21 protein-coding genes are annotated in these 21,387 nt (G+C 60.2%); 9 read left to right on the top strand and 12 right to left on the bottom strand.

Features of this window, described 5'->3' with window-relative positions:
• Nucleotides 1–103: 103 nt before the first annotated feature.
• The 3 genes from def to HU811_RS13435 all read right to left on the bottom strand — a co-directional run bounded on the left by def (nt 104) and on the right by HU811_RS13435 (nt 1,956).
• The gene (gene def, locus HU811_RS13425) at nt 104–643 is read right to left on the bottom strand and encodes a peptide deformylase (protein ID WP_186656330.1); all 540 of its coding nucleotides are present in this window, start codon (nt 641–643) and stop codon (nt 104–106) included.
• A 2-nt stretch (nt 644–645) separates the two neighbouring features.
• Nucleotides 646–1,590, bottom strand: a complete 945-nt coding sequence (locus HU811_RS13430) for a YihY/virulence factor BrkB family protein (RefSeq protein ID WP_186656332.1) — start codon at nt 1,588–1,590, stop codon at nt 646–648.
• A gap of 174 nt (nt 1,591–1,764) precedes the next feature.
• On the bottom strand, nt 1,765–1,956 hold the full coding sequence (locus HU811_RS13435; RefSeq protein WP_092397097.1) for a CsbD family protein: 192 nt from the start codon (nt 1,954–1,956) through the stop codon (nt 1,765–1,767).
• A gap of 195 nt (nt 1,957–2,151) precedes the next feature.
• Between HU811_RS13435 and HU811_RS13440 the strand changes: the two genes are divergently transcribed.
• A complete protein-coding gene (locus HU811_RS13440; RefSeq protein ID WP_025212261.1) occupies nt 2,152–2,529 on the top strand; it encodes a hypothetical protein in 378 nt (125 codons plus the stop codon).
• Between the two features lie 129 nt (nt 2,530–2,658).
• On the opposite strand, the gene fadD1 is transcribed toward HU811_RS13440, so the two are convergent.
• The gene (gene fadD1 / locus HU811_RS13445; protein ID WP_186656333.1) at nt 2,659–4,350 is read right to left on the bottom strand and encodes a long-chain-fatty-acid--CoA ligase FadD1; all 1,692 of its coding nucleotides are present in this window, start codon (nt 4,348–4,350) and stop codon (nt 2,659–2,661) included.
• Between the two features lie 343 nt (nt 4,351–4,693).
• Nucleotides 4,694–6,382, bottom strand: coding sequence for a long-chain-fatty-acid--CoA ligase FadD2 (gene fadD2 / locus HU811_RS13450; protein WP_186656335.1), 1,689 nt, complete (start codon nt 6,380–6,382; stop codon nt 4,694–4,696).
• 246 nt (nt 6,383–6,628) lie between these two features.
• Here fadD2 and HU811_RS13455 point away from each other — a divergent pair, with 246 nt between their 5' ends.
• Nucleotides 6,629–7,573 (top strand): alpha/beta hydrolase, encoded by a 945-nt coding sequence (locus tag HU811_RS13455; RefSeq protein ID WP_186656338.1) that lies wholly within the window; start codon nt 6,629–6,631, stop codon nt 7,571–7,573.
• A 40-nt stretch (nt 7,574–7,613) separates the two neighbouring features.
• On the top strand, nt 7,614–8,084 hold the full coding sequence (locus HU811_RS13460) for a MaoC family dehydratase (RefSeq protein WP_003184579.1): 471 nt from the start codon (nt 7,614–7,616) through the stop codon (nt 8,082–8,084).
• A gap of 173 nt (nt 8,085–8,257) precedes the next feature.
• Here the strand turns inward: HU811_RS13460 and HU811_RS13465 are convergent, their stop codons facing one another.
• The 4 genes from HU811_RS13465 to HU811_RS13480 form a co-directional block, all read right to left on the bottom strand.
• On the bottom strand, nt 8,258–9,118 hold the full coding sequence (locus HU811_RS13465; protein WP_186656341.1) for an efflux RND transporter periplasmic adaptor subunit: 861 nt from the start codon (nt 9,116–9,118) through the stop codon (nt 8,258–8,260).
• A gap of 10 nt (nt 9,119–9,128) precedes the next feature.
• Complete coding sequence (locus HU811_RS13470) at nt 9,129–9,335, bottom strand: DUF1656 domain-containing protein (protein ID WP_092454347.1); 207 nt, start codon at nt 9,333–9,335, stop codon at nt 9,129–9,131.
• Nucleotides 9,322–11,322 (bottom strand): FUSC family protein, encoded by a 2,001-nt coding sequence (locus HU811_RS13475; protein ID WP_186656342.1) that lies wholly within the window; start codon nt 11,320–11,322, stop codon nt 9,322–9,324. Before HU811_RS13475 ends, HU811_RS13470 begins: the two co-directional genes overlap by 14 nt.
• Before the next feature lie 233 nt (nt 11,323–11,555).
• On the bottom strand, nt 11,556–12,020 hold the full coding sequence (locus tag HU811_RS13480) for a ferritin-like domain-containing protein (RefSeq protein WP_186656344.1): 465 nt from the start codon (nt 12,018–12,020) through the stop codon (nt 11,556–11,558).
• A 205-nt stretch (nt 12,021–12,225) separates the two neighbouring features.
• On the opposite strand from HU811_RS13480, the gene HU811_RS13485 reads away from it, so the two are divergent.
• Complete coding sequence (locus HU811_RS13485; RefSeq protein WP_092397081.1) at nt 12,226–12,462, top strand: DUF3820 family protein; 237 nt, start codon at nt 12,226–12,228, stop codon at nt 12,460–12,462.
• Between the two features lie 12 nt (nt 12,463–12,474).
• Nucleotides 12,475–13,662, top strand: a complete 1,188-nt coding sequence (locus HU811_RS13490; RefSeq protein ID WP_186656346.1) for an aminotransferase class V-fold PLP-dependent enzyme — start codon at nt 12,475–12,477, stop codon at nt 13,660–13,662.
• A gap of 262 nt (nt 13,663–13,924) precedes the next feature.
• Here HU811_RS13490 and HU811_RS13495 read toward each other — a convergent pair whose 3' ends face one another.
• Genes HU811_RS13495 through zwf form a run of 3 tightly spaced genes read right to left on the bottom strand, consistent with a single transcriptional unit; the run spans nt 13,925 to nt 16,777 of the window.
• Nucleotides 13,925–14,590 carry a bifunctional 4-hydroxy-2-oxoglutarate aldolase/2-dehydro-3-deoxy-phosphogluconate aldolase gene (locus HU811_RS13495; RefSeq protein ID WP_092397077.1) on the bottom strand — a complete coding sequence of 222 codons (666 nt, stop codon included), beginning with the start codon at nt 14,588–14,590 and terminating at the stop codon, nt 13,925–13,927.
• A 17-nt stretch (nt 14,591–14,607) separates the two neighbouring features.
• A complete protein-coding gene (pgl, locus tag HU811_RS13500) occupies nt 14,608–15,321 on the bottom strand; it encodes a 6-phosphogluconolactonase (protein ID WP_092397075.1) in 714 nt (237 codons plus the stop codon).
• A complete protein-coding gene (gene zwf / locus HU811_RS13505; protein WP_092397073.1) occupies nt 15,308–16,777 on the bottom strand; it encodes a glucose-6-phosphate dehydrogenase in 1,470 nt (489 codons plus the stop codon). Before zwf ends, pgl begins: the two co-directional genes overlap by 14 nt.
• Nucleotides 16,778–16,973: 196 nt before the next feature.
• On the opposite strand from zwf, the gene HU811_RS13510 reads away from it, so the two are divergent.
• The 4 genes from HU811_RS13510 to HU811_RS13525 all read left to right on the top strand — a co-directional run bounded on the left by HU811_RS13510 (nt 16,974) and on the right by HU811_RS13525 (nt 21,359).
• On the top strand, nt 16,974–17,834 hold the full coding sequence (locus tag HU811_RS13510; RefSeq protein WP_171061416.1) for a MurR/RpiR family transcriptional regulator: 861 nt from the start codon (nt 16,974–16,976) through the stop codon (nt 17,832–17,834).
• A gap of 194 nt (nt 17,835–18,028) precedes the next feature.
• A complete protein-coding gene (phaZ, locus tag HU811_RS13515; protein ID WP_047225979.1) occupies nt 18,029–18,886 on the top strand; it encodes a poly(3-hydroxyalkanoate) depolymerase in 858 nt (285 codons plus the stop codon).
• 112 nt (nt 18,887–18,998) lie between these two features.
• Nucleotides 18,999–20,681, top strand: coding sequence for a class II poly(R)-hydroxyalkanoic acid synthase (gene phaC / locus HU811_RS13520; RefSeq protein WP_186656348.1), 1,683 nt, complete (start codon nt 18,999–19,001; stop codon nt 20,679–20,681).
• 60 nt (nt 20,682–20,741) lie between these two features.
• Nucleotides 20,742–21,359 (top strand): TetR/AcrR family transcriptional regulator, encoded by a 618-nt coding sequence (locus HU811_RS13525; protein WP_186656350.1) that lies wholly within the window; start codon nt 20,742–20,744, stop codon nt 21,357–21,359.
• Nucleotides 21,360–21,387 lie beyond the last annotated feature (28 nt).

Below are 21,387 nucleotides of genomic sequence, written 5' to 3' on the forward strand. Positions count from 1 at the left end.
GTGGGAGCGAGCCTGCTCGCGATAGCGCCGTGTCAGTCAACAGCTTCATAGCTGACTCACCGCTATCGCGAGCAGGCTCGCTCCCACAGAGGGTTTGCGTAGGCTAGTCGTCCGCCGCAGGGTCCAGGTCGGGAAACATCACCTCGGTAAAACCGAACTTACTGAAATCGGTAATGCGCGACGGATACAGCCGCCCGATCAGGTGGTCGCACTCATGCTGGACCACCCGCGCATGAAAGCCCGAGGCCACCCGCACAATCGGCTCACCTTTGGGATCAAAGCCTTCGTAACGAATGTGCTGATAGCGATCAACCGCGCCGCGCAGGCCCGGCACCGACAAGCAGCCCTCGAACCCCTCTTCCATCAGTGGGCCCAATGGCGTAATCAGCGGGTTGATCAGGATCGTCTGAGGCACCGCCTCGGCATCCGGGTAACGCTCGCTGTGCTCGAAGCCAAAGATCACCAGTTGCAGGTCGACACCGATCTGCGGCGCCGCCAAGCCGACGCCGCCCACGCTTTCCATGGTCTGGAACATGTCGTCGATCAACTGCCACAACGCTGGGCTATCGAACATTTCCGGCGGCACCGGCGGGGCAATACGCAGCAGGCGTTCGTCGCCCATTTTCAGGATTTCACGAATCATGGTCAGGTTTCGTCACTGTGGGGGTGAGGAATGGAATGGTCACGGCCCAGGCCCGACACATGCTGCTTTTCGTGTTCGCCCGGGCTCTTTTCGCCACGGTCCTTGCCCTCGGCGGACATGTGTTCGATCACCGCGTTCATCTCCGCACCAAGCAACAGCACCGCCGAAGAGATGTAGAAGTACAGCAATAGCACAATGATCGCGCCGATACTGCCGTACATGGCGTTGTAGTTGGCAAAGGTCTTGACGTAAAACGCGAAACCCAGGGACGCGATGATCCACACCACCACCGCCAGCACCGACCCCGGCGTAATAAAGCGAAACTCCTGTTTGACGTCGGGCATCACGTAATAGATCAACGCCACGGCCACCATCAGCAAAAACACGATCACCGGCCAGCGTACGACGGTCCAGAGCGTAACGATGAAATCCTCCAGCCCGACCTGGGCCGCGATCCAGCCCATCACCTGCGGCCCGAGCACCATCAGCGCCGCAGCAGCCAGCAGCATGCCGGCGATGCCAATGGTGTAGAAAATCGACAGCGGAAAGCGCTTCCAGACTGGACGACCTTCCACCACATCATAGGCGGCGTTCATCGCGCTCATCATCAACCGGACACCGGCGGAGGCCGTCCACAACGCAATGACGATACCCACCGACAACAAGCCGCCCTTGGATTGCTGAAGCTGGTCGATCACCGGGTTGACCTGCTCCAGGGCCTGGGGTGGCAACACCAGTTCCGATTGCAGGCGCAGCCAGGAGAAGAAGTCCGGCAAGTGCAGGAAACCGATCAGGGCGATCAGGAACAGGATGAAGGGGAACAGCGAAAACAGCATCTGGTAAGCCAACGCCGAGGCGTAGGTCGACATCTCGTCGTCGACGAACTCGGTCACGGTGCGCATCATCACACGATGCAAGGGCAAGCCTTTCAAGGCCGGGAACATCATGTGCGTCTCCTTTCGCCGCATAAAGGTAGGTCGCTTGGCGACTCATGGGATTGTTATCCAAGACAAAAGTAACCTGTTTGGCGACTTTTGGAACGATTTCCACGCTGCAAGTTCGAGCCGACATGAAAACGGCCATCCGCAGATGGCCGTTCCAAGCGCTTTTCAACAGGCCGGTTATGCCTCGTCGACGCCTTTCTTGACGGCGTCCTTGGCCTTGCCCACAGATTGCTGGGCCTCGCCTTTTTTCTCCTGGACCACGCCCTCGGCGCGCATGCGGTCATTGTCGGTGGCCTTGCCGACGCCCTGCTTGATGTTACCGACGGCTTCGTTGGCAACGCCCTTCACTTTATCGCTCGTGCTACCCATGATGTCTCTCCTGTGAACAGCTGTGGGAAAAGTCATTACATAGGGGTTGACCGAGGCCATTTGCGGGGAGTTTCATTTTTTCATCGGCACATTTCATCGTCGAATGCAGGTTGCGCTTTATGTTTGCCGATCCACCCCCGAGAATGCCCCACGTATTCAGGCTGCGGCCTGAGGCTCCAATCCCGTAGGAACGTTATGAAACTTGATAAAAAGCAGGCCATTGCCCGCAGGAACCAGGAACTGGGCGGCGCCGTACTGGGCGTCAATAACTGCCATTTCAGCGAATTGAACCGTAACCGCAACATTTTCTGGTTCGATATCCCGGTGGCACGCTTGGCCATCGGTCAGTACGAATGGATTCACCTGCTACTGCACACACCGGCCACCGATGAATTGCTGCACCTGAAAGTGCCGACGGTGTTCCTGCGCGAGAAACTCGAAGGCCTGGAAGTGCGCAACCAGGGCAAGCGCAAGGCGGCCCTGAGCCTGGAGCTGAGTGCCGACAAGGATTCGTACCTGCAAGACATGCGGCCGGGTGGCACCAACCTGGATTTTGCGCAGTTTCGGTTGTAACCAATCGCCAAGTAACAGACTTCCTCTGTGGCGAGGGAGCAAGCTCCCTCGCCACACAAGCATCCTTGCCCAGGAAATCGAAACCAACAAAAAGCCCCGCAATCGCGGGGCTTTTTGTTTATAGCGGCCTTACTTCTTCAGACCCAGCTTCTTCAGCTCTTCGTCGCGCAACTCGCGCCGCAGGATCTTGCCCACGTTGGTGGTCGGCAACGCATCGCGGAACTCCACCGCCTTGGGCACTTTGTAGCCCGTGACGTTGGCGCGCATGTGTTCCATCACCTGCTCCTTGGTCAGCGTGACACCTGGGCGGGGCACAATGAAAATCTTGATCGCCTCACCGGATTTTTCGTCCGGTACGCCGATAGCTGCGCACTGCAGGACGCCCGGCAGGGTCGCCAGCACGTCCTCCAGCTCGTTGGGGTACACGTTGAAACCGGAGATCAGGATCATGTCTTTCTTGCGATCGACGATGCGCATGTACCCGTCCGGCTGGATCAGCGCGATATCGCCGGTCTTGAGCCAGCCTTCGCTGTCGAGGATCTCGTCGGTGGCGTCCTGGCGCTGCCAGTAGCCCTTCATGACCTGTGGACCTTTCACGCACAATTCGCCGATTTCGCCCAATGGCAGTTCGTCACCCGCGTCATTGATAATCTTGCACAGCGTCGACGGAACAGGAATGCCGATGGTGCCCACGTGGATTTTCTGAATCGGATTGACGGTGGCGACCGGGCTGGTTTCGGTCATGCCATAACCTTCGCAGATAGGGCAGCCGGTAACCGCTTTCCAACGCTCGGCCGCGGCCAGTTGCAGGGCCATGCCACCGGACAACGTCACCTTCAATGCCGAGAAATCCAGGTTGCGGAAGGCCTCGTTGTTGCACAGGGCCACGAACAACGTATTGAGGCCGACAAAACCGCTGAACTTCCACTTCGACAGTTCCTTGACCATCGCCGGGAGGTCACGCGGGTTGCTGATCAGGATGTTGTGGTTGCCGATCAGCATCATCGCCATGCAATGGAAGGTGAACGCGTAGATGTGGTACAGCGGCAGCGGCGTGATCAGGACTTCGCAACCTTCATTGAGGTTGGAACCCATCAGCGCCTTGCACTGCAACATGTTCGCCACCAGGTTGCGGTGGGTGAGCATCGCCCCCTTGGCCACGCCGGTGGTGCCGCCGGTGTATTGCAACACGGCCACGTCGTCGCTGGTCGGGTTGGCTTCGGTCACTGGCTGGCCGTGGCCCTTGCTCAGCACCTCGTTGAACTTGATGGCCTTGGGCAAGTGATAAGCGGGGACCATCTTCTTGACGTACTTGATCACGCTGTTGATCAGCAAACGCTTGAGGGGCGGCAGCAGATCGGCGACTTCGGTGACGATCACGTGCTTGACGCCCGTCTTGGGCACCACAGCCTCGGCCAGGTGCGCCATGTTCGCCAGGCACACCAGCGCCTTGGCACCGGAGTCATTGAACTGATGTTCCATTTCCCGCGCGGTGTACAGCGGGTTGGTGTTGACCACGATCAGACCGGCGCGAATCGCACCGAACACGGCAACCGGGTACTGGAGAACGTTGGGCAGTTGCACGGCGATTCGATCGCCTGGCTGCAAATCGGTATGCTGTTGCAGATACGCAGCAAAGGCACCGGACAATTCATACAGTTCACCGTAGGAAATTGTCTTGCCCAGGTTGCTGAATGCCGGCTTGTCGGCGAAGCGTTGGCAGGACTGCTTCAACACCGCCTGAATATTCGGATACTCGTCTGGATTGATGTCGGCAGCAATCCCAGCTGGGTACTTATCCTTCCAAAAGTCTTCGATCATGGAAGCCCACTCCTCAGCAACGCGAATTCTCACCGCATTTGATGCGATTATTATTGGTGTGTGTTTATTGGTGAATCTGGCCTAGTTCAACGCCGAGAAGTCACAAAAGCGCGCCGAGAGTAGCAGCTTTGCCAAAGGTCGCCTAGAGCCAAAAGTGGCCCCTACAGTCATAAATCTGACTCAAGAATATGCAGTGGTCATTTTTAGAGTAAAAATTCTATCCACTTGGATTAATGGGTCTTATCTGTAAAAGATCGCAGCCTTCGGCAGCTTCTACAGGAAATCCGATTCCCTGTAGGAGCTGCCGAAGGCTGCGATCTTTTCTTTGATGCTGCCGGAAGAATCAGGCGATATCGCGCAACTCCCGCCGCAAGATCTTGCCCACTGGCGTCATCGGCAACGATTCTCGCAGCACGATGTGCTTTGGAATCTTGTAACCGGTGAAGTTCTCCTTGCAGTAAGCCTTGAGCTCTTCAAGGCTGACGCCCGTCTCGCGCGGCACCACGAACAGTTTCACCGCCTCCCCCGAGCGCTCGTCCGGCACGCCGATCACCGCGCAGTTGGCAACTTTCGGATGGGCCATCACCACGTCTTCGATTTCGTTGGGGTACACGTTGAAACCCGAGACGATGATCATGTCTTTCTTGCGATCGACGATGCGCACGAAACCGTCCGGGTCGATCACCGCGATGTCACCGGATTTGAACCAGCCCTCGCCATCCAGCACCTCGGCGGTGGCTTCGGGCTTGTTCCAGTAACCTTTCATGATTTGCGGGCCCTTGATGCACAGTTCGCCGCGCTCGCCCAATGGCTGTTCGGCGCCGTCGTCGCTGACCACTTTCATGAGCGTGCCCGGCACTGGCAGCCCCACCGTGCCCAGCCGGGACTTCGTGCCATAAGGGTTGGTGCAGGCCACCGGCGAGGTTTCGGTCAGGCCATAGCCTTCGGTGATACGGCAGCCGGTGAGCTGTTCCCAACGCTCGGCGGTGGCCTTGACCAGCGCAGTGCCACCGGAGTTGGTGAGCTTGAGGCTGGAGAAATCCAGGGTCTTGAAATCCGGATGGTCCATCAACGCCACAAACAGCGTGTTGAGCCCCAGCAGCGCCGAAAAACGCCAGTTCTTCAGCTCCTTGATAAAGCCACCGATGTCCCGCGGGTTGGTGATCAGCACGTTGTGGTTGCCAGTGACCATCATGCACATGCAATTCGCCGTGAAGGCATAGATGTGGTACAGCGGCAGCGGCGCGATCATCACCTCCTGGCCTTCGCGCAACAGCGGTTGGCCGTCATCGCCGAACTGGCCCAGGCATGCCCGGGCCTGTTGCATGTTCGCTACCAGGTTGCCATGGGTCAGCATCGCTCCCTTGGCAAGGCCGGTGGTGCCGCCGGTGTATTGCAGCACCGCGATGTCCTCGAGGCTGACTTTCAGCGGTTTGATGCCATGCCCCCGCCCCAGGCGCAGCGTGCTCTTGAAGGAAACAGCCTGGGGCAGCGAATAGTCAGGAACCATCTTCTTGACCTTGCTCACCAGCGTATTGACCAGCCAACCTTTGGCGGCTGGCATCAGGTCGCCCATCTTCGCCTCGATGAGGTACTGCAGATCGGTGTCAGGCAGCACCTCCTGGACTTTCTGCCCGAACAGGTTCATGTACACCAGCGCCCGGGCGCCGGAGTCCTTGAATTGGTGACGCATTTCCCGCGGGGTATACAACGGGTTGGTGTTGACCACAATCAGCCCGGCGCGCAAGGCACCGAACACGGCGATGGGGTATTGCAGGACATTGGGCATCTGCACCGCGATACGATCGCCAGGCGCCAGGTCGGTATGGGCTTGCAGGTAACCGGCGAAGGCAGCGCTGTAGCGCTCGAGTTCGGCATAGGTCAGGGTAACCCCCATGTTGCTGAACGCCGGACGGTCGGCGAATTTCTTGCAGGAACGCTCGAACACCTCGATCACCGATTTGTAGGCCCCCAAGTCAATGTCCAGGGGCACGCCGGCCGGGCGTTTGTCATTCCAGAAATCAGGCTGCATTGTTTTTATCCTCTTTACCTGAACGTGTCCGGGCCGCTTCTGTGGCTCTTGCACAGGCGGTGCTCTTGGGACACTAGCAGCTATGGCCAATCAGGCAAATATGGCAACCTGCTTCATAGATAGTGTGAATCTACCTGCCACGACGTAACGTAACGTGACCTGATCAGGCGAGACGCAACGGATGCGCTATACAATGCAGCGACGCTGTGTTTGCCCTTGTGTATGCCCGTGAGTAAAGGAATGCCCATGATCCACCAAACGTTCATGCTCACCGCCACCGACCACAGCCACCTGTTCGTCAATCAGTGGCTGCCTGAAACCGCCCCTGAAGCGGTGATCATGCTGGCCCACGGCATGGCCGAACACAGCGGCCGGTACGCGCGTCTGGCCCAGGCGCTGTGCGATGCAGGCTATGGTGTCTATGCGCCGGACCTGCGCGGTCATGGCAAGACCGGCGAAGCGGCGACGCTTGGCCATTTTGCAGACGAGGATGGCTGGGCCAAGGTAGTCGGCGACCTGGCCAGCCTCAATCAACACATCGGCCAGCAACACCCCGAGGTTCCCATTGTGCTGCTGGGTCACAGCATGGGCAGCTACATCGCCCAGGCTTACCTGTTGCATCACAGCGCCAGTCTGCACGGGGCGATTCTCAGCGGCTCGAATTTCCAGCCCGTGGCGCTCTATCGTGCCGCGCGCCTGATCGCCTGTTTCGAGCGCAAGCGCCAGGGTCCCAAGGGCCGCAGCGCCTTGATCGAGTGGCTGTCCTTCGGCAGTTTCAATAAGAAATTCAAACCCACGCGTACCCCCTTCGACTGGCTCAGTCGCGACCCGGCCGAGGTCGACAAGTACCTCCACGACCCGCTGTGCGGCTTTCGTTGCACCAATCAGTTGTGGGTCGACCTGCTCGGCGGGTTGCAGCAGATCAGCAAAGCGTCCAATCTCGCCCAGATCGATCCGGGCCTGCCCCTGCTGGTGATCGGCGGCGAATGTGATCCGGTGAGTGAAGGCAAGCGTCTCAAGGATCTGGCCGACGCCCTGCGCGGCACCGGTAGCCAGCACTTGCAATTGACGATTTACCCGCAAGCCCGGCACGAACTGTTCAATGAAACCAACCGCGATGAAGTGACGGCCGACGTGCTGGCCTGGATTGCCCAGGCCCTGAGTCACAAGCGACCGCCACGCAGCGAATAGGTTTGCAGCGTTTTCCTTTACTCGTCACAGGATTTGATAGATGACCCAGGTTACCAACATCCCCTACGAAGCCCTCGAAGTCGGCCAGACCGCCAGCTACAGCAAGACCGTCGAAGAGCGCGACATCCAGCTGTTCGCCGCCATGTCGGGCGATCACAACCCGGTGCACCTGGATGCCGAATTCGCCGCGGCGAGCATGTTCAAGGAGCGCATCGCCCATGGCATGTTCAGCGGTGCGCTGATCAGTGCGGCGGTGGCCTGCGAGCTGCCTGGGCCGGGCACCATTTATATCGGCCAGCAGATGAGCTTCCAGAAGCCGGTGAAGATTGGCGACACCTTGACCGTGCGCCTGGAAATCCTTGAGAAACTGCCGAAATTTCGCGTACGCATCGCCACTCGCGTGTTCAATCAGCGCGATGAACTGGTGGTGGACGGCGAAGCTGAAATCCTCGCGCCACGCAAGCAACAGACCGTGACCTTGCCGACGCTGCCGGCGATTACGGTCGGTTGATCCAAAACGACACCTTCCCCGTGGCGAGGGAGCTTGCTCCCGCTCGGCGGCGAAGCCGTCGTAAAAAAAGCGACCGCGTTTAATCTGATCAAACGCGGCCGCTTTTCTTTTGAGGGGCGCTTCGCCCCCCAGCGGGAGCAAGCTCCCTCGCCACAGAGAACGCAGCGCGACGATTATTGAGGTTGGCGCACCTGCACGCTCGCCGTCATCCCCGCGCTCAGGTTCACCCCTTCGGGCACCTTGTCCAGCTTGATCCGCACCGGAATCCGCTGGGCCAGGCGCACCCAGTTGAACGTCGGTTCGACCTCGGCCAGCAGTTGCGCATCGGGGTTGGTATTGCGGTCGGTGATACCGCGACTGATGCTTTCGACGTGACCTTGCAGGACATGGTCGGCGCTCATTAGCCAGACCTTGACCGGATCACCCACGCGGATCCTGGGCAGTTTGGTTTCTTCGAAATAGGCCTGCACGTAAAACGTTGAATCGTCGATCAGCGCCATGACCGGTTGCCCGGCATTCACGTAGTTGCCCTCGGCCAGGCGCAGGTTGGTGATATGGCCGCCCCGTGGGGCCAAAACCTGGCTGCGGGCCAGATTGAGCTCGGCGACCTTGGCCTCGGCCTGGGCCTCGCGCAGTTCGCCCCGGGCGATGCCGGCGTTGATCTGGGCGTTCTCGCGCAACTCGGCGCTGATAGCCTGAGGCCCCAGGGCGGCGCGTCGACTGGCTTCGTGTTCACGCAAACTCAGTTGCTGCTGGCGGGTCTGAACCACCGCCCGGGCTTTCTCCAGCGCGGCCTCAAAACGTTCGCGGTCGATGCTCAGCAACAAATCGCCTGCCTTGACCTGCTGGTTATCCACCGCCTTGAGCTCACGCACCCAACCCGATACGTCAGGGGCGATCACCACCACGTCGGCGCGAATCCGCGCATCCCGGGTCCAGGGCGTGAGCATGTAGTACTGCCACAGATGAAATCCGGCGAAGATCGCCACGGCCACCACGCTCAGCGTGACGGCAACACGTACGGAGGTACGCATGTTCAACTCCTTATAACGGTCCGAGGACCACGGTAATAACAGTCAGGACACAGACATACAGGGCGCAGTCGAACAAGGCTTCATGCCAGATCCAGCGCCCGACCGGCACGAGGCTGAGTAACAGGCGCAGCCCACCGGTCACCAGCAAGGCCAGCACCACATAAATCAAAAACGGGCTGAGCAATACCCCGCCTATCGACCACTCACGCAAGCCCATGGCTGTGCTCCCGTTGTTCAGGTTCATGCTGACGGCACCAGGCGCGCCAGCTGTTCTGCAATTGCACCACCGCGCCCTGAGCCAGTTTCAGCGCATCGCCGGGCGGTTGCGTCGACAACACGTTCAGGAACTCGTCGCTCGCCGGGCCCAGTGCTTCGGCCTGATCAACTGCCGGACCGCGCTCAAGCACCTGCTCCAGCGCTTCGAAGTAACGGCGCTGGGCACGGTTGTCGGGCATTTGGGCGACGGCCAGACTCAAACGCAGGTGCAGCAACTCGTCCCCCATGTCCAGGCCCAGCAATCCGTCATCCCAACGGCTACGCGCCGGCACCGGCAGTTCGGGATAATGCCGCGCCAGTTGCAGCAGCCGATCAGCCATGCGTCCGCCGAACCAGCTCTCGGCGCCCCGCAGGCTACGGCGCGTCAGGCGCACCAGATCATCAAGCGTGGCAGCCAGCAGGCGACGGCTATGCCAGGCTGGATCGCGCAGAATCAGCAGGTTGAATGCCAACACCGCCGCGCCCACACCGATCATCATCGCTTGCGCATTGTTGAAGAACGCCGCCACGTCATACTTCATGGCGTTGAGCGGCGATATCAGCACCACGAAGTGCAGACAGAACGAGGTGGCCGTGGCGAAAATCTGCGGCTTGGCCATGCCCAGCGCCCCCAGGAACAGCGGCACGCCCATGGCCATGCACAACATCGCAAAACTGCTCCACTGCGGCAGCAAAATCTCGCCGATCACAAACGCCGTCGGCACCGCCAACAGAATTCCCCGAAGAAAACTCATGCCGATCTGCGCGCCGTTTTCACGACTGGCGAACAGACTGCACACCACGCAGGTGAGCACCAGCGCGCCTGAGGCGGCGGGCCAGGCAGTGGCCAGCCAGAAACAGGCGACCGCCAGAAATGCCAGGGCGCTGCGCGCACCGAATACCATGGCCAGGGGCAGGTCACGATGGGGCGCCAGGGTACGCGGTGGATCCACCGCCTCCCTGCCCTCTTGCACCGCCCTCAAGGCTGCGCAGGCGGCCAGGGCGGTATCAAGCAACAAGGCAAAGCGGGCCAGGCAATAACTTTGCGCCGAGCTGATCAGTGGATCGTGGGATGCATCCAAGACCCGTGGTCGCAGGGCTTGCAGGGTCGCGCTGTCGGCGTCGAGGGCTTGTTGCACCTCGCTCATCCAAGGCTTGAGAGCCTCGGCTTCCTCAGGGTCGAGTTGTTTCCATTGCCGCCGTACCGAGCGGGAGATGCGCAGCAGCATCAACAGTTTCTGGCTCAGAGCGCTGATGGCCCGAGCCCGTTGCCGCCCCAGGCTGCCTTCGAACCAGGCGTGCTCGCGCTGGGCGTCCACGGCGACGATCTTGCCGAGGATTTCCAGCAACCCCTTACGGGCCTGCGCATCCCCCGTTAGCGTCGCCCGTGCCGCCTGCATGCCGCTCTGCCAGGCGGCACGGGCCTGATCGGCCAATTGCCGCTCGACCCGCAACGGCCAGAGCAACGCGCTGGCCGCCGTGGCGCAGACAATGCCCAGGCTGATCTCCGTGCAGCGCGCCACCGCCTGATCGAACACCCCCAGCGGATGGGAAATCGCCGGCAAGGCAATGATTGCCACCGTGTACCCGGCCAGCACAAACGAATAGGACCAGGCGCTGCGCAGCAGTGTGGAACAGGCCGTGCACACGCCCAGCCACAGGGCCAGCGCCAGCAGGAACAACCACGGTGCCTGGCCAAACAGCCCCATGAACACCACGGACATGACGGTGCCCACCAACGTTCCGAGCAGCCGCGCCAAGCCTTTTTGCACCACCATCCCGGACAGCGGTTGCGCCACGATGATCGCGGTCATCAACGCCCATGAAGGCTGCTCCAACCCCCAGCGCAAGGCCAGCCAAAGCGCCAGTCCGCCACCAAGAACGGTCTTGATGGCGAATTGCACAGCGAGGCGGTCGGGAGCGAACAAGGCCTGGAAAGTAATGGGCACGCGAAAAACTCTTCTGGGAACGCAGTAACGATAGATGCAATAAAAGGGTGATGGAGGGTGCAATTATTAGCTAGCTATCTATTTGAGTCCAGAGTTGTTTCCAGAAGCTGCCTAGACACGCCGGAGCGTAGGAGCTGTCGAGTGCAACGAGGCTGCGATCTCTCCCCCATCCAATCGATGATCCCCATAAAAAAACGCCAGACAAGCTGGCGTTTTTTGTCCTGCGCGCGTGTTTAGCTGGCGCGCGCTTGGTTACGCAGGGCTTTTACCTGGTCATGGTTACGCTGCACGCCATGGTACTGACGCTCAACCAGGTCGCGAATGCCTACCAGGTTGTGCTTGCTGATTTTCTCCATGGCTTCCTTGTAAGCCTTCAGAGCATGGTCTTCGCCGCGCTCGGCTTCGTTGAGCACCGCTTCTTCATCCTTGCCAGTGAACACGGCTTTCACGTCGACCCAACGGCGGTGCAGGTCACCGGCCACGCTGGTCGAGGTTTCCGGGTCGCCGCCCAGCGCACGTACGGCAGCTTGCAGCTCAGCCGCCGCAGTGGCGCAGTCTGCGGCGCGCTGGACGAACAAGGCCTTGAGTTGTGGATGCTTGATGTCTTCAGCGCAAGTCTTGAAACCTTCCTGACCGTCTTTGCTGGTTTCGATCAGGTCGTTCAGGACGGAGATGGATTCTTTGTTGATGTCGGTCATTTTTCAATTCCTTTGCTTGGTGAATAAAAACCTACAAGGAATATTGCATCGGCCGTGCCAGCCCAAGACCACCAACAAAACACTTAACAATCAATAAGTTAGTTAAAAACCAAAAAACTGTATCCGCGTTATTTGCATGATCTGTCATTTGGCCTGCATGCAGAATGCCTGTATTTTCCAGGTTGACTGAATCAAGACCCAGACCATGAATCCGCAAAAGCTCGAACTGCTGGTCACGCGCCAGATGCCTTTCGGCAAATACAAAGGCCGAATCCTGGCCGACCTTCCCGGGCAATACCTGAACTGGTTCGCTCGCGAGGGTTTTCCTCATGGGGAACTGGGCGCTTTGCTGGCGCTGATGCAGGAGATCGACCACAACGGTCTGTCGGATCTGCTTGACCCACTGCGCGCCAAACATGGCAAACCCAAGCCCCAACATTGATTGAGCCCCGCCATGCCCGAGAACACCCTGCGCGCCCACGATGAAAGCTTCTGGGAGACTTTCGTGGGTCGCTACGATGTCGACCCCCATGCACCGCTCAATCTGGAAAACGGCTACTTCGGCCGCATGTCCCGGACCGTGGTCGAGGAGTACCAACGCAACATCGAGTTCGTCAACCGTGGTAACTCGGTGTATGTGCGCCAGCATTTCGACCGGGACCATGGCGAAGCGATTCGCCAGCAAGTGGCACAGCTGATCCACGCATCCCCCGCTGGCGTAGCGCTGGCCAACAGCGCTGTAGACGCTCTGCAAACGCTGATTCGCAACTACAACGGCCTCAAGCCTGGCGATCAGGTATTGATCTGTGATCTGGAATACGCGTCGGTCAAAAGCGCGATGCGCTGGCTGGCCCGGCAGCGGGGCGTGCAAGTCATTGAACTCGTCCACCCCTACCCCGCCAGTTTCGAAAGCCTGGTGGGCACTTATCGCCAGGCGTTCATTCGTTATCCGCGCCTCAAGCTGATGGCGCTGACTTACGTCAACCACCTCACCGGGCTGGTGATGCCGGTCCAGGCCATCGCCGAGACCGCTCGTGAATTTGGCGTCGATATCATTCTCGACGGTGCCCACGCCTTGGGCCAGATTGATTTCGACCTGAAAAAGCTCGGTATCGAATTCGCCGGGTTCAACCTGCAGAAGTGGATCGGCGGACCACTGGCCCTGGGCTTTTTATACATCGCACCGCAACGGCTGGCCGACATCGACCCGGACATGGACGAAGATCATTGTCCTGCCACTGATGTGCGCTCGCGAACGCCCCACAGCACGCCCAATATCCCGGCCTTGCTCACGCTGCCCCTGGTACTGGAGGAGCACCGTGCATTGGGGGGCGCATCGGCCAAGGGCGCGCGGCTCAGTTATCTGCGCGACCTCTGGGTGAATGCCGTGCGTGATGTGCCGGGGATCGAAATCATGACGCCGGACGATCCGCGCCTGTACTGCGGCATCACGTCGATGCGCTTCACCGCGCACCCCGATCAACAGGCGATGGCTGATCGACTGCTCAATGACTATGGGATCTTCACCGTGGTGCGTAACACCAGTGTCGGGCCGTGTATCCGCATTACGCCTGGGTTGATTACGTTGGCGAGTGACATTGAGCGGTTGATCCAGGCGCTGCTCGAACTGAACCGAACGTAGCGGCTTGCACAGCTCTTGTGGCGAGGGAGCTTGCTCCCGCTGGGCTGTGAAACAGCCCCAAAAGGCTGGGCGGGGTCAGTCTGGTAGATCGAGGAGCTGCTATCAGGACTGCTGCGCAGCCCAGCGGGAGCAAGCTCCCTCGCCACAAGAGCCTAGTGTTGTGCGGTCATGCGCGGTACAAAAACCCAGGCAAAAAAAAACGGCGCGCCGACCAAGCGCACCGTAAAACCGTAGAACACCCAACGAAGGTTCGGTAAGACAATCAGTCCAGCAGCGCCAGCGCCTCAGCGGTGCATTCCTGAATACGGGCCCAGTCGCCGTTCTTGATCCACTCAGGATCAAGCATCCAGCTACCGCCCACGCACATCACGTTTTTCAACGCCATGTAGCTCTTGATATTGGCCGGGCTTACGCCGCCGGTCGGGCAGAATTTCACTTCGCCGAACGGGCCGCCCAGGGCCTTGATGGCCGCGACACCGCCGCTGACTTCTGCCGGGAACAGTTTGAAGCGGCGATAGCCCAGGCCATAACCTTCCATGATGCCGGAGGCGTTGCTGATGCCCGGCAGCAACGGGATCGGGCTGTCAACGCTGGCCTCCAGCAAATCACGGGTGATGCCTGGGGTAACGATGAACTGAGAACCGGCGGCCTCGGCGGCGGCCAGCATGTGGCGATCGAGCACCGTGCCGGCGCCCGTCACCAGTTCCGGACGTTGCTCGCGCAGCACCTGGATAGCCTTGAGGCCGTACTGGGAACGCAAAGTCACTTCCAGCGCCGTCAGGCCGCCAGCAGCCAGGGCATCGGCCAGCGGCAGAATGTCCTGCTCACGGGCGATGGTGATCACCGGCAGGATCCGCGCCTTGGCGCAAAGGCTGTCGATCAGGGTAACTTTGTCCGCCATGGAAACGGTCGGGGATGGGTTTTTCATAGCGGCTGATCCTTGGTTCATGGGCACCAGTAAATCTCTAACGTAGGTTGCAAAAACGCGCGAACCGGCATTTCGGCAACATTGTCACCGGCCACCGCAGCGTTCAGGGTGGTCAATTTCGACTGACCGGAAATCGACAGCACTTTGTGCTTGGCCGAGGCCAGCAAGGCGCGGCTCATGGTCAGGCGTTGGTGTGGCACGGTGGGCGCCAGCATCGGCCAGCAGCGGCGAACGCCATTGGCATCCAAGGCTTGAGCCAGGTTCGGGCTGGCGGGGAACAACGAGGCGGTGTGCCCGTCATCGCCCATGCCCAACACCAGTACGTCGATGGGCGGCAGCTCGGCCAGCAAACGATCGGCCTGCTCGGCTGCGGCTTCCAGGTCGGCGCTGGCGCTGTAGAGGCTCAGGAACTGGGCCTTGGCCGCCGCACCTTGGAGCAGGTAACGCTTGAGCAGACCGGCGTTGCTGTCAGCGTGCTCAACCGGCACCCAGCGCTCGTCGGCCAGGCTCACCACCACGTTCGACCAGTCCAGCGCCTGTTTGGCCAGGCTCTGGAAAAACGCCACCGGGCTACGACCACCGGAGACCACCAGGGTCGCCGTGCCGCGCGCCTCGATAGCCGTGCGTAATTGCTCGGCCACCTTCAACGCCAAGCCCTCGGCCAACAGCATCGGGCTTTTGAATTCGTGGGCGCTGACGCCCTGCGGCAGTTTCACTTCAGATATCGCCATACCATGACCTCCCATCCCGCGTGATCAGTGCAATGGAGCTCATTGGCCCCCAGGACCCGGCCGCATACGGCTTGGGCGCATCGCCGGATTTCTTCCATCCGGCAATCAACTGGTCACACCACGTCCACGCGGCTTCAATTTCATCTTTACGGACAAACAGGTTCTGATTGCCGTTCATGACTTCCAGCAACAACCGCTCGTAGGCATCGGGAATCCGCGCGCTGCGATAGGTGTCGGAAAAGTTGAGTTGCAACGGACCGCTGCGCAATTGCATGCCCTTGTCCAGGCCTTGCTCCTTGGTCATCACTCGCAAGGAAATCCCTTCGTCCGGTTGCAGGCGGATGATCAGTTTGTTGCTGATCTGCAAGCGCTGCTCGGGGGCGAAGATGTAGTGGGACGGTTCCTTGAAGTGAATGACGATCTGCGACAGCTTCTGCGGCATGCGCTTGCCGGTGCGCAGATAAAACGGCACCCCGGCCCAGCGCCAGTTGCGAATGTCGGCGCGCAGGGCCACGAAGGTTTCGGTATCGCTCTGGGTGTTGGAGTTGGGCTCTTCCAGGTAACCTGGCACCGACTTGCCCTCACTGTGGCCGGCGATGTACTGGCCACGCACCACTTGAGTGGTCAGGCCTTCCGGGCTGATGGGTGCCAGGGCCTTGAGCACTTTGACCTTTTCGTCACGGATGCTGTCGGCGGACAGGTCGGCCGGCGGGTCCATGGCAATCAGGCAGAGCAACTGCAACAGGTGATTCTGGATCATGTCGCGCAGTTGGCCGGCCTTGTCGAAATAGCCCCAGCGGCCTTCGATGCCGACCTTCTCGGCGACAGTGATTTCCACGTGGGAAATGTAATTCTGGTTCCACTGGGTTTCGAACAGGCTGTTGGCGAACCGCAGCGCGATCAGGTTCTGTACCGTCTCTTTACCCAGGTAGTGGTCGATGCGATAGGTGCGGTTTTCCGGGAAGAACTGCGCCACGGCGTCGTTGACCTTGCGCGACGATTCCAGGTCCGAGCCGATGGGTTTCTCCAGCACGACACGGGTGTTTTCGCACAAACCGACCTTCGCCAGGTTCTCGCAGATCGCTCCATACACCGCCGCAGGGGTGGCAAAATAGGCAATGACTTGCTGGGCTGAACCGGCCTGCTCGGCCAGGGCGACATAGTCGTCGGCCTTGAGGAAATCCACGTGCAGATAAGTCAGTCGCCCCAGGAAGCGTTCGACCACGGTCTCGTTCAGATCCTTGTCGCCCACGTAGCGGCGCAACTCAGCGGCGATGAACGCCAGGTGTTGCTGCTCGCTGCCCGGCTCCCGGGCCAGGGCAATGATCCGCGTGTCCTCATGCAGCAGGTCGGCGCCATCGAGCTGATAAAGGGCAGGAAACAGCTTGCGCAAGGCCAGGTCGCCCAACGCGCCGAACAAGGCGAAGGTGCACGGTTCAACCGTAATCGAATGCATGATGTTTGTTCTTTTATCAAGTTAAGCTACAAATACCTTTTTTCAAGGCATCACTCAAGGAAAAATGTAGTAATAACCACAACATTTTTCGAAAATACCGATTCCGAGTGGTGGTACACCGGAGCCATCAGTAGGATAGGCCACCGCAAAGGGTCGTATCAAAGACCCGTCTTTCTAGGAATCTTGTATGGACCGCGTGCGAAATTTACTGGAACAGATCCAGAGTCGCCTTGAAGACCTGAACAAGGCAGAACGCAAAGTGGCCGAAGTGATCCTGCTCAACCCACAGCAGGCCACCCGCTTCAGCATCGCCGCCCTCGCCCAGGCCGCTTCGGTCAGCGAACCCACCGTCAACCGTTTCTGCCGTTCATTCGGCGTCAGCGGCTACCCGGAACTCAAGCTGCAACTGGCCCAAAGCCTGGCCAGCGGCGCCGCGTATGTCAGTCGCGCGGTGGAGGCCGATGACAATCCGGAAGCCTACACCCGGAAAATCTTTGGCAGTGCCATTGCCTCATTGGACAGCGCCTGCCAGGCCCTTGATCCCAATTTGATCAGCCGTGCCGTGGACCTGCTGATCCAGGCCAGGCAGATCCACTTCTTCGGCCTCGGCGCTTCGGCACCGGTGGCGCTGGATGCCCAGCACAAGTTCTTCCGCTTCAACCTGGCGGTGACCGCCCACGCCGATGTGCTGATGCAGCGGATGATCGCGTCAGTGGCCCACACGGGCGAGCTGTTCGTGATCATTTCCTACACCGGCCGTACCCGCGAGCTGGTGGAAGTGGCGCGCATTGCCCGGGAGAACGGCGCGTCGGTACTGGGGCTGACCGCCGAAGGCTCGCCCCTGGCCAAGGCCAGCACCCTGAGCCTGAATATCCCACTGCCCGAAGACACCGACATCTATATGCCGATGACCTCGCGGATCATCCAGCTCACCGTGCTGGACGTGCTCGCCACCGGCATGACCTTGCGCCGCGGTGTGGACTTCCAGCCGCATCTGCGCAAGATCAAGGAAAGCCTCAATGCCAGCCGGTATCCGGTGGGGGATGAGTTCAACTGACTCAATCCAAAATCTTCAGTGCCTGATCGTCCGTCTTCGCGAGCAAGCCCGCTCCCACATGGGGTTCAGTTGTGAACGTGAGTTTCAGGTTCGCAATCGATCCAATGTGGGAGCGGGCTTGCTCGCGAAGGCCGCGACTCGGTCTGACAGACCGAACCCAGGTAAACCGAGACATGAACCCCAGGGCTTGAAGCATGCCGCAACCGTACATCTTCCGTACCGTCGATCTGGATGGCCAGACCTTGCGCACCGCGGTACGTCCCGGCAAGCCTCATTTGACGCCGCTGCTGATTTTCAACGGCATCGGCGCCAACCTTGAGCTGGTGTTCCCGTTCATCCAGGCCCTGGACCCGGACCTGGAAGTCATCGCCTTTGACGTTCCCGGCGTCGGCGGCTCGTCGACGCCCAGCCGGCCGTATCGCTTTCCCGGCTTGGCAAAACTCACCGCGCGAATGCTCGATTACCTCGATTACGGGCAGGTCAACGTGATCGGCGTGTCCTGGGGCGGCGCCCTGGCCCAGCAATTTGCCCATGACTACCCTGAACGCTGCAAAAAGCTGGTGCTGGCGGCCACCGCCGCTGGCGCGGTGATGGTGCCGGGCAAACCGAAAGTGCTGTGGATGATGGCAAGCCCCCGACGCTACGTGCAGCCGTCCCACGTGATGCGTATCGCCCCGCTGATCTACGGCGGCTCGTTCCGCCGCGACCCCAGCCTGGCGGCCAGTCATGCGGCCAAGGTGCGTTCGGCTGGCAAGCTGGGTTATTACTGGCAACTGTTCGCCGGCCTGGGCTGGACCAGCATCCACTGGCTGCACAAGATCCACCAGCCGACCCTGGTGCTGGCCGGCGACGACGATCCACTGATCCCGTTGATCAACATGCGCATGCTGGCCTGGCGCATCCCCAACGCCCAGTTGCACATCATCGACGACGGCCATCTGTTCCTGATCACCCGGGCCGAGGCGGTGGCGCCGATCATCATGAAGTTTCTGGAGGAAGAACGTCAGCGCGCGGTCATGCACCCGCATCCCGCGCCGCTGGGTGGCGGCTGACACCGCCCAAAAGCGCCTGGCAGGACGCCGGATCGCGCAACTACCCGAAACAGCGACTATGTTGTCTGGTTCGGTGTGTTTGTTTTTAGCCTGATGACGAAGGAGTTGACTCATGCGCGACAAACCGGCGAAGGGTTCCATGCCCGCCCCTGCCAACTTCATCAACGCACAAAGTGCGGTCACCGGCCTGCGGGGCAGGGACCTGCTTTCCACCCTGCGCAGCGTAGCCGCACACGGCTTGCGCAATCCGGTGCACAGCGCCCGGCATGCGTTGAAACTGGGCAGCCAGTTGGGCCGCGTCCTGCTCGGAGAAACCCTGCACCCCACCAACCCCAACGACAAGCGCTTCGCCGATCCCACCTGGCAGCTCAATCCGTTCTATCGTCGTAGCCTGCAGGCCTACCTCAGTTGGCAGAAACAGATGAGGAGCTGGATCGACGAATGCGACATGAGTCCGGATGACCGTGCCCGGGCACACTTCGCTTTCGCCCTGCTCAACGACGCCGTATCGCCTTCCAATACCTTGCTCAACCCGCTGGCGGTCAAAGAGCTGTTCAACTCCGGCGGTACCAGCCTGCTTCGGGGCATCAGCCACCTGGTGGACGACCTGCTGCACAACGATGGGCTGCCGCGGCAAGTCACACCCCATGCCTTCGAAGTCGGCAAGACCCTGGCGACCACACCGGGCGCGGTGGTGTTTCGCAACGAAATGCTGGAGCTGATCCAATACAAATCCATGAGCGAAAAGCAATATGCCAAGCCGTTGCTGATCGTGCCGCCGCAGATCAACAAGTTCTACATCTTCGACCTGAGCCCCTCCAACAGCTTCGTCCAGTACGCCCTGAAAAACGGTTTGCAGGTGTTCATCATCAGTTGGCGCAACCCCGACGTGCGTCACCGCGAATGGGGCCTGTCCAGCTATGTCGAGGCGACGGAAGAAGCCATGAACGTTTGCCGGGCGATCACCGGCGCCCGTGAGGTCAACCTGATGGGGGCCTGCGCCGGCGGCATGACCATCGCGGCCCTGCAAGGCCATCTGCAAGCCAAGCGCCAACTGCGCCGGGTCGCCAGCGCCACGTACCTGGTGAGCCTGATGGACAGCCAGATAGACAGCCCCGCCACGCTGTTCACGGACGAACAGACCCTGGAAGCCGCCAAGCGCCGTTCCTACCAGAAAGGCATCCTCGATGGTCGCGACATGGCCCGGGTGTTTGCCTGGATGCGCCCCAACGACCTGATCTGGACTTATTTCATCAATAACTACCTGCTGGGCAAGGAGCCGCCGGCGTTCGACATCCTCTACTGGAACAACGACTGCACCCGACTGCCGGCAGCTTTCCACGGCGACCTGCTGGACTTTTTCAAGCACAACCCCCTGACCCACCCCGGCGGCCTGGAAGTCTGCGGTACGCCGATCGACCTGCGCAAAGTGACGGTCGACAGCTTCAGCGTGGCGGGCATCAATGACCACATCACGCCATGGGATGCGGTCTATCGCTCAACGCTGTTGCTCGGGGGGGAACGACGCTTCGTGCTGTCCAACAGCGGCCACGTCCAGAGCATTCTCAACCCGCCGGGAAACCCCAAGGCCAATTACGTTGAAAACCCGAAACTGAGCAGCGACCCACGAGCCTGGTATTACGACGCCAAGCACGTCGAGGGCAGTTGGTGGGCCCCATGGCTGAGTTGGGTCCAGGAACGCTCCGGCGCCCAACGCGAAACACAGATGACCCTGGGCAACGCAAACTACCCGCCTCTGGACGCGGCGCCGGGAACCTATGTGCGCGTGCGCTGAAGGTTCACTCCACGGCCAGGCACTGGGCCGTGGCACGATTACCATCACTAAGAAGACCGGATGAAGACCCGCGACCGCATTCTTGAATGCGCCCTGCAGTTGTTCAATGAGAAGGGCGAACCGAACGTTTCCACCATGGAAATCGCCAACGAAATAGGCATCAGCCCAGGCAATCTCTATTACCACTTTCATGGCAAGGAGCCCCTGATCCTCGGATTGTTCGAGCGCTTCCAGGGCGAACTGGCGCCGCTGCTGGACCCACCGGCAGATGTACAACTGGCGCCGGAAGATTATTGGCTGTTCCTGCACCTGATCGTCGAACGGCTGGCTCAATACCGGTTTCTGTTTCAGGACCTGTCGAACCTGGCCGGACGCCTGCCAAAACTGGCCAAGGGCATCCGCCAGTTGCTCAACGCCCTGAAACGCACCCTGGCCTCGCTGCTCGCGCAACTCAAAGCCCAGGGGATGCTGGTCAGCGACACCCAGGCATTGGGGCAACTGGTGGAACAGATCACCATGACCTTACTGTTCTCGCTGGACTATCAGCGCATCCTCGACCGCGAGGGTGAAGTTCGACTGGTGGTCTATCAGGTCATGATGCTGGTGGCCCCGCACCTGCCGCCGGCGGCAAAGGTTGCGACCGAGCAACTGGCGTTACGCTACCTGGAAGAGCATTAAGATCAAAAGATCGCAGCCTTCGGCAGCT

The sequence above is a fragment of the Pseudomonas tehranensis genome (genome assembly GCF_014268615.1).
Taxonomy (GTDB): domain Bacteria; phylum Pseudomonadota; class Gammaproteobacteria; order Pseudomonadales; family Pseudomonadaceae; genus Aquipseudomonas; species Aquipseudomonas tehranensis.

Bases quoted from the DNA above. Each gene is read 5' to 3' on its own strand.
- def (WP_186656330.1), bottom strand. From the start codon at position 643: ATGATTCGTGAAATCCTGAAAATGGGCGACGAACGCCTGCTGCGTATT.
- HU811_RS13430 (WP_186656332.1), bottom strand. From the start codon at position 1,590: ATGATGTTCCCGGCCTTGAAAGGCTTGCCCTTGCATCGTGTGATGATG.
- HU811_RS13435 (WP_092397097.1), bottom strand. From the start codon at position 1,956: ATGGGTAGCACGAGCGATAAAGTGAAGGGCGTTGCCAACGAAGCCGTC.
- HU811_RS13440 (WP_025212261.1), top strand. From the start codon at position 2,152: ATGAAACTTGATAAAAAGCAGGCCATTGCCCGCAGGAACCAGGAACTG.
- fadD1 (WP_186656333.1), bottom strand. From the start codon at position 4,350: ATGATCGAAGACTTTTGGAAGGATAAGTACCCAGCTGGGATTGCTGCC.
- fadD2 (WP_186656335.1), bottom strand. From the start codon at position 6,382: ATGCAGCCTGATTTCTGGAATGACAAACGCCCGGCCGGCGTGCCCCTG.
- HU811_RS13455 (WP_186656338.1), top strand. From the start codon at position 6,629: ATGATCCACCAAACGTTCATGCTCACCGCCACCGACCACAGCCACCTG.
- HU811_RS13460 (WP_003184579.1), top strand. From the start codon at position 7,614: ATGACCCAGGTTACCAACATCCCCTACGAAGCCCTCGAAGTCGGCCAG.
- HU811_RS13465 (WP_186656341.1), bottom strand. From the start codon at position 9,118: ATGCGTACCTCCGTACGTGTTGCCGTCACGCTGAGCGTGGTGGCCGTG.
- HU811_RS13470 (WP_092454347.1), bottom strand. From the start codon at position 9,335: ATGGGCTTGCGTGAGTGGTCGATAGGCGGGGTATTGCTCAGCCCGTTT.
- HU811_RS13480 (WP_186656344.1), bottom strand. From the start codon at position 12,020: ATGACCGACATCAACAAAGAATCCATCTCCGTCCTGAACGACCTGATC.
- HU811_RS13485 (WP_092397081.1), top strand. From the start codon at position 12,226: ATGAATCCGCAAAAGCTCGAACTGCTGGTCACGCGCCAGATGCCTTTC.
- HU811_RS13490 (WP_186656346.1), top strand. From the start codon at position 12,475: ATGCCCGAGAACACCCTGCGCGCCCACGATGAAAGCTTCTGGGAGACT.
- HU811_RS13495 (WP_092397077.1), bottom strand. From the start codon at position 14,590: ATGAAAAACCCATCCCCGACCGTTTCCATGGCGGACAAAGTTACCCTG.
- pgl (WP_092397075.1), bottom strand. From the start codon at position 15,321: ATGGCGATATCTGAAGTGAAACTGCCGCAGGGCGTCAGCGCCCACGAA.
- zwf (WP_092397073.1), bottom strand. From the start codon at position 16,777: ATGCATTCGATTACGGTTGAACCGTGCACCTTCGCCTTGTTCGGCGCG.
- phaZ (WP_047225979.1), top strand. From the start codon at position 18,029: ATGCCGCAACCGTACATCTTCCGTACCGTCGATCTGGATGGCCAGACC.
- phaC (WP_186656348.1), top strand. From the start codon at position 18,999: ATGCGCGACAAACCGGCGAAGGGTTCCATGCCCGCCCCTGCCAACTTC.
- HU811_RS13525 (WP_186656350.1), top strand. From the start codon at position 20,742: ATGAAGACCCGCGACCGCATTCTTGAATGCGCCCTGCAGTTGTTCAAT.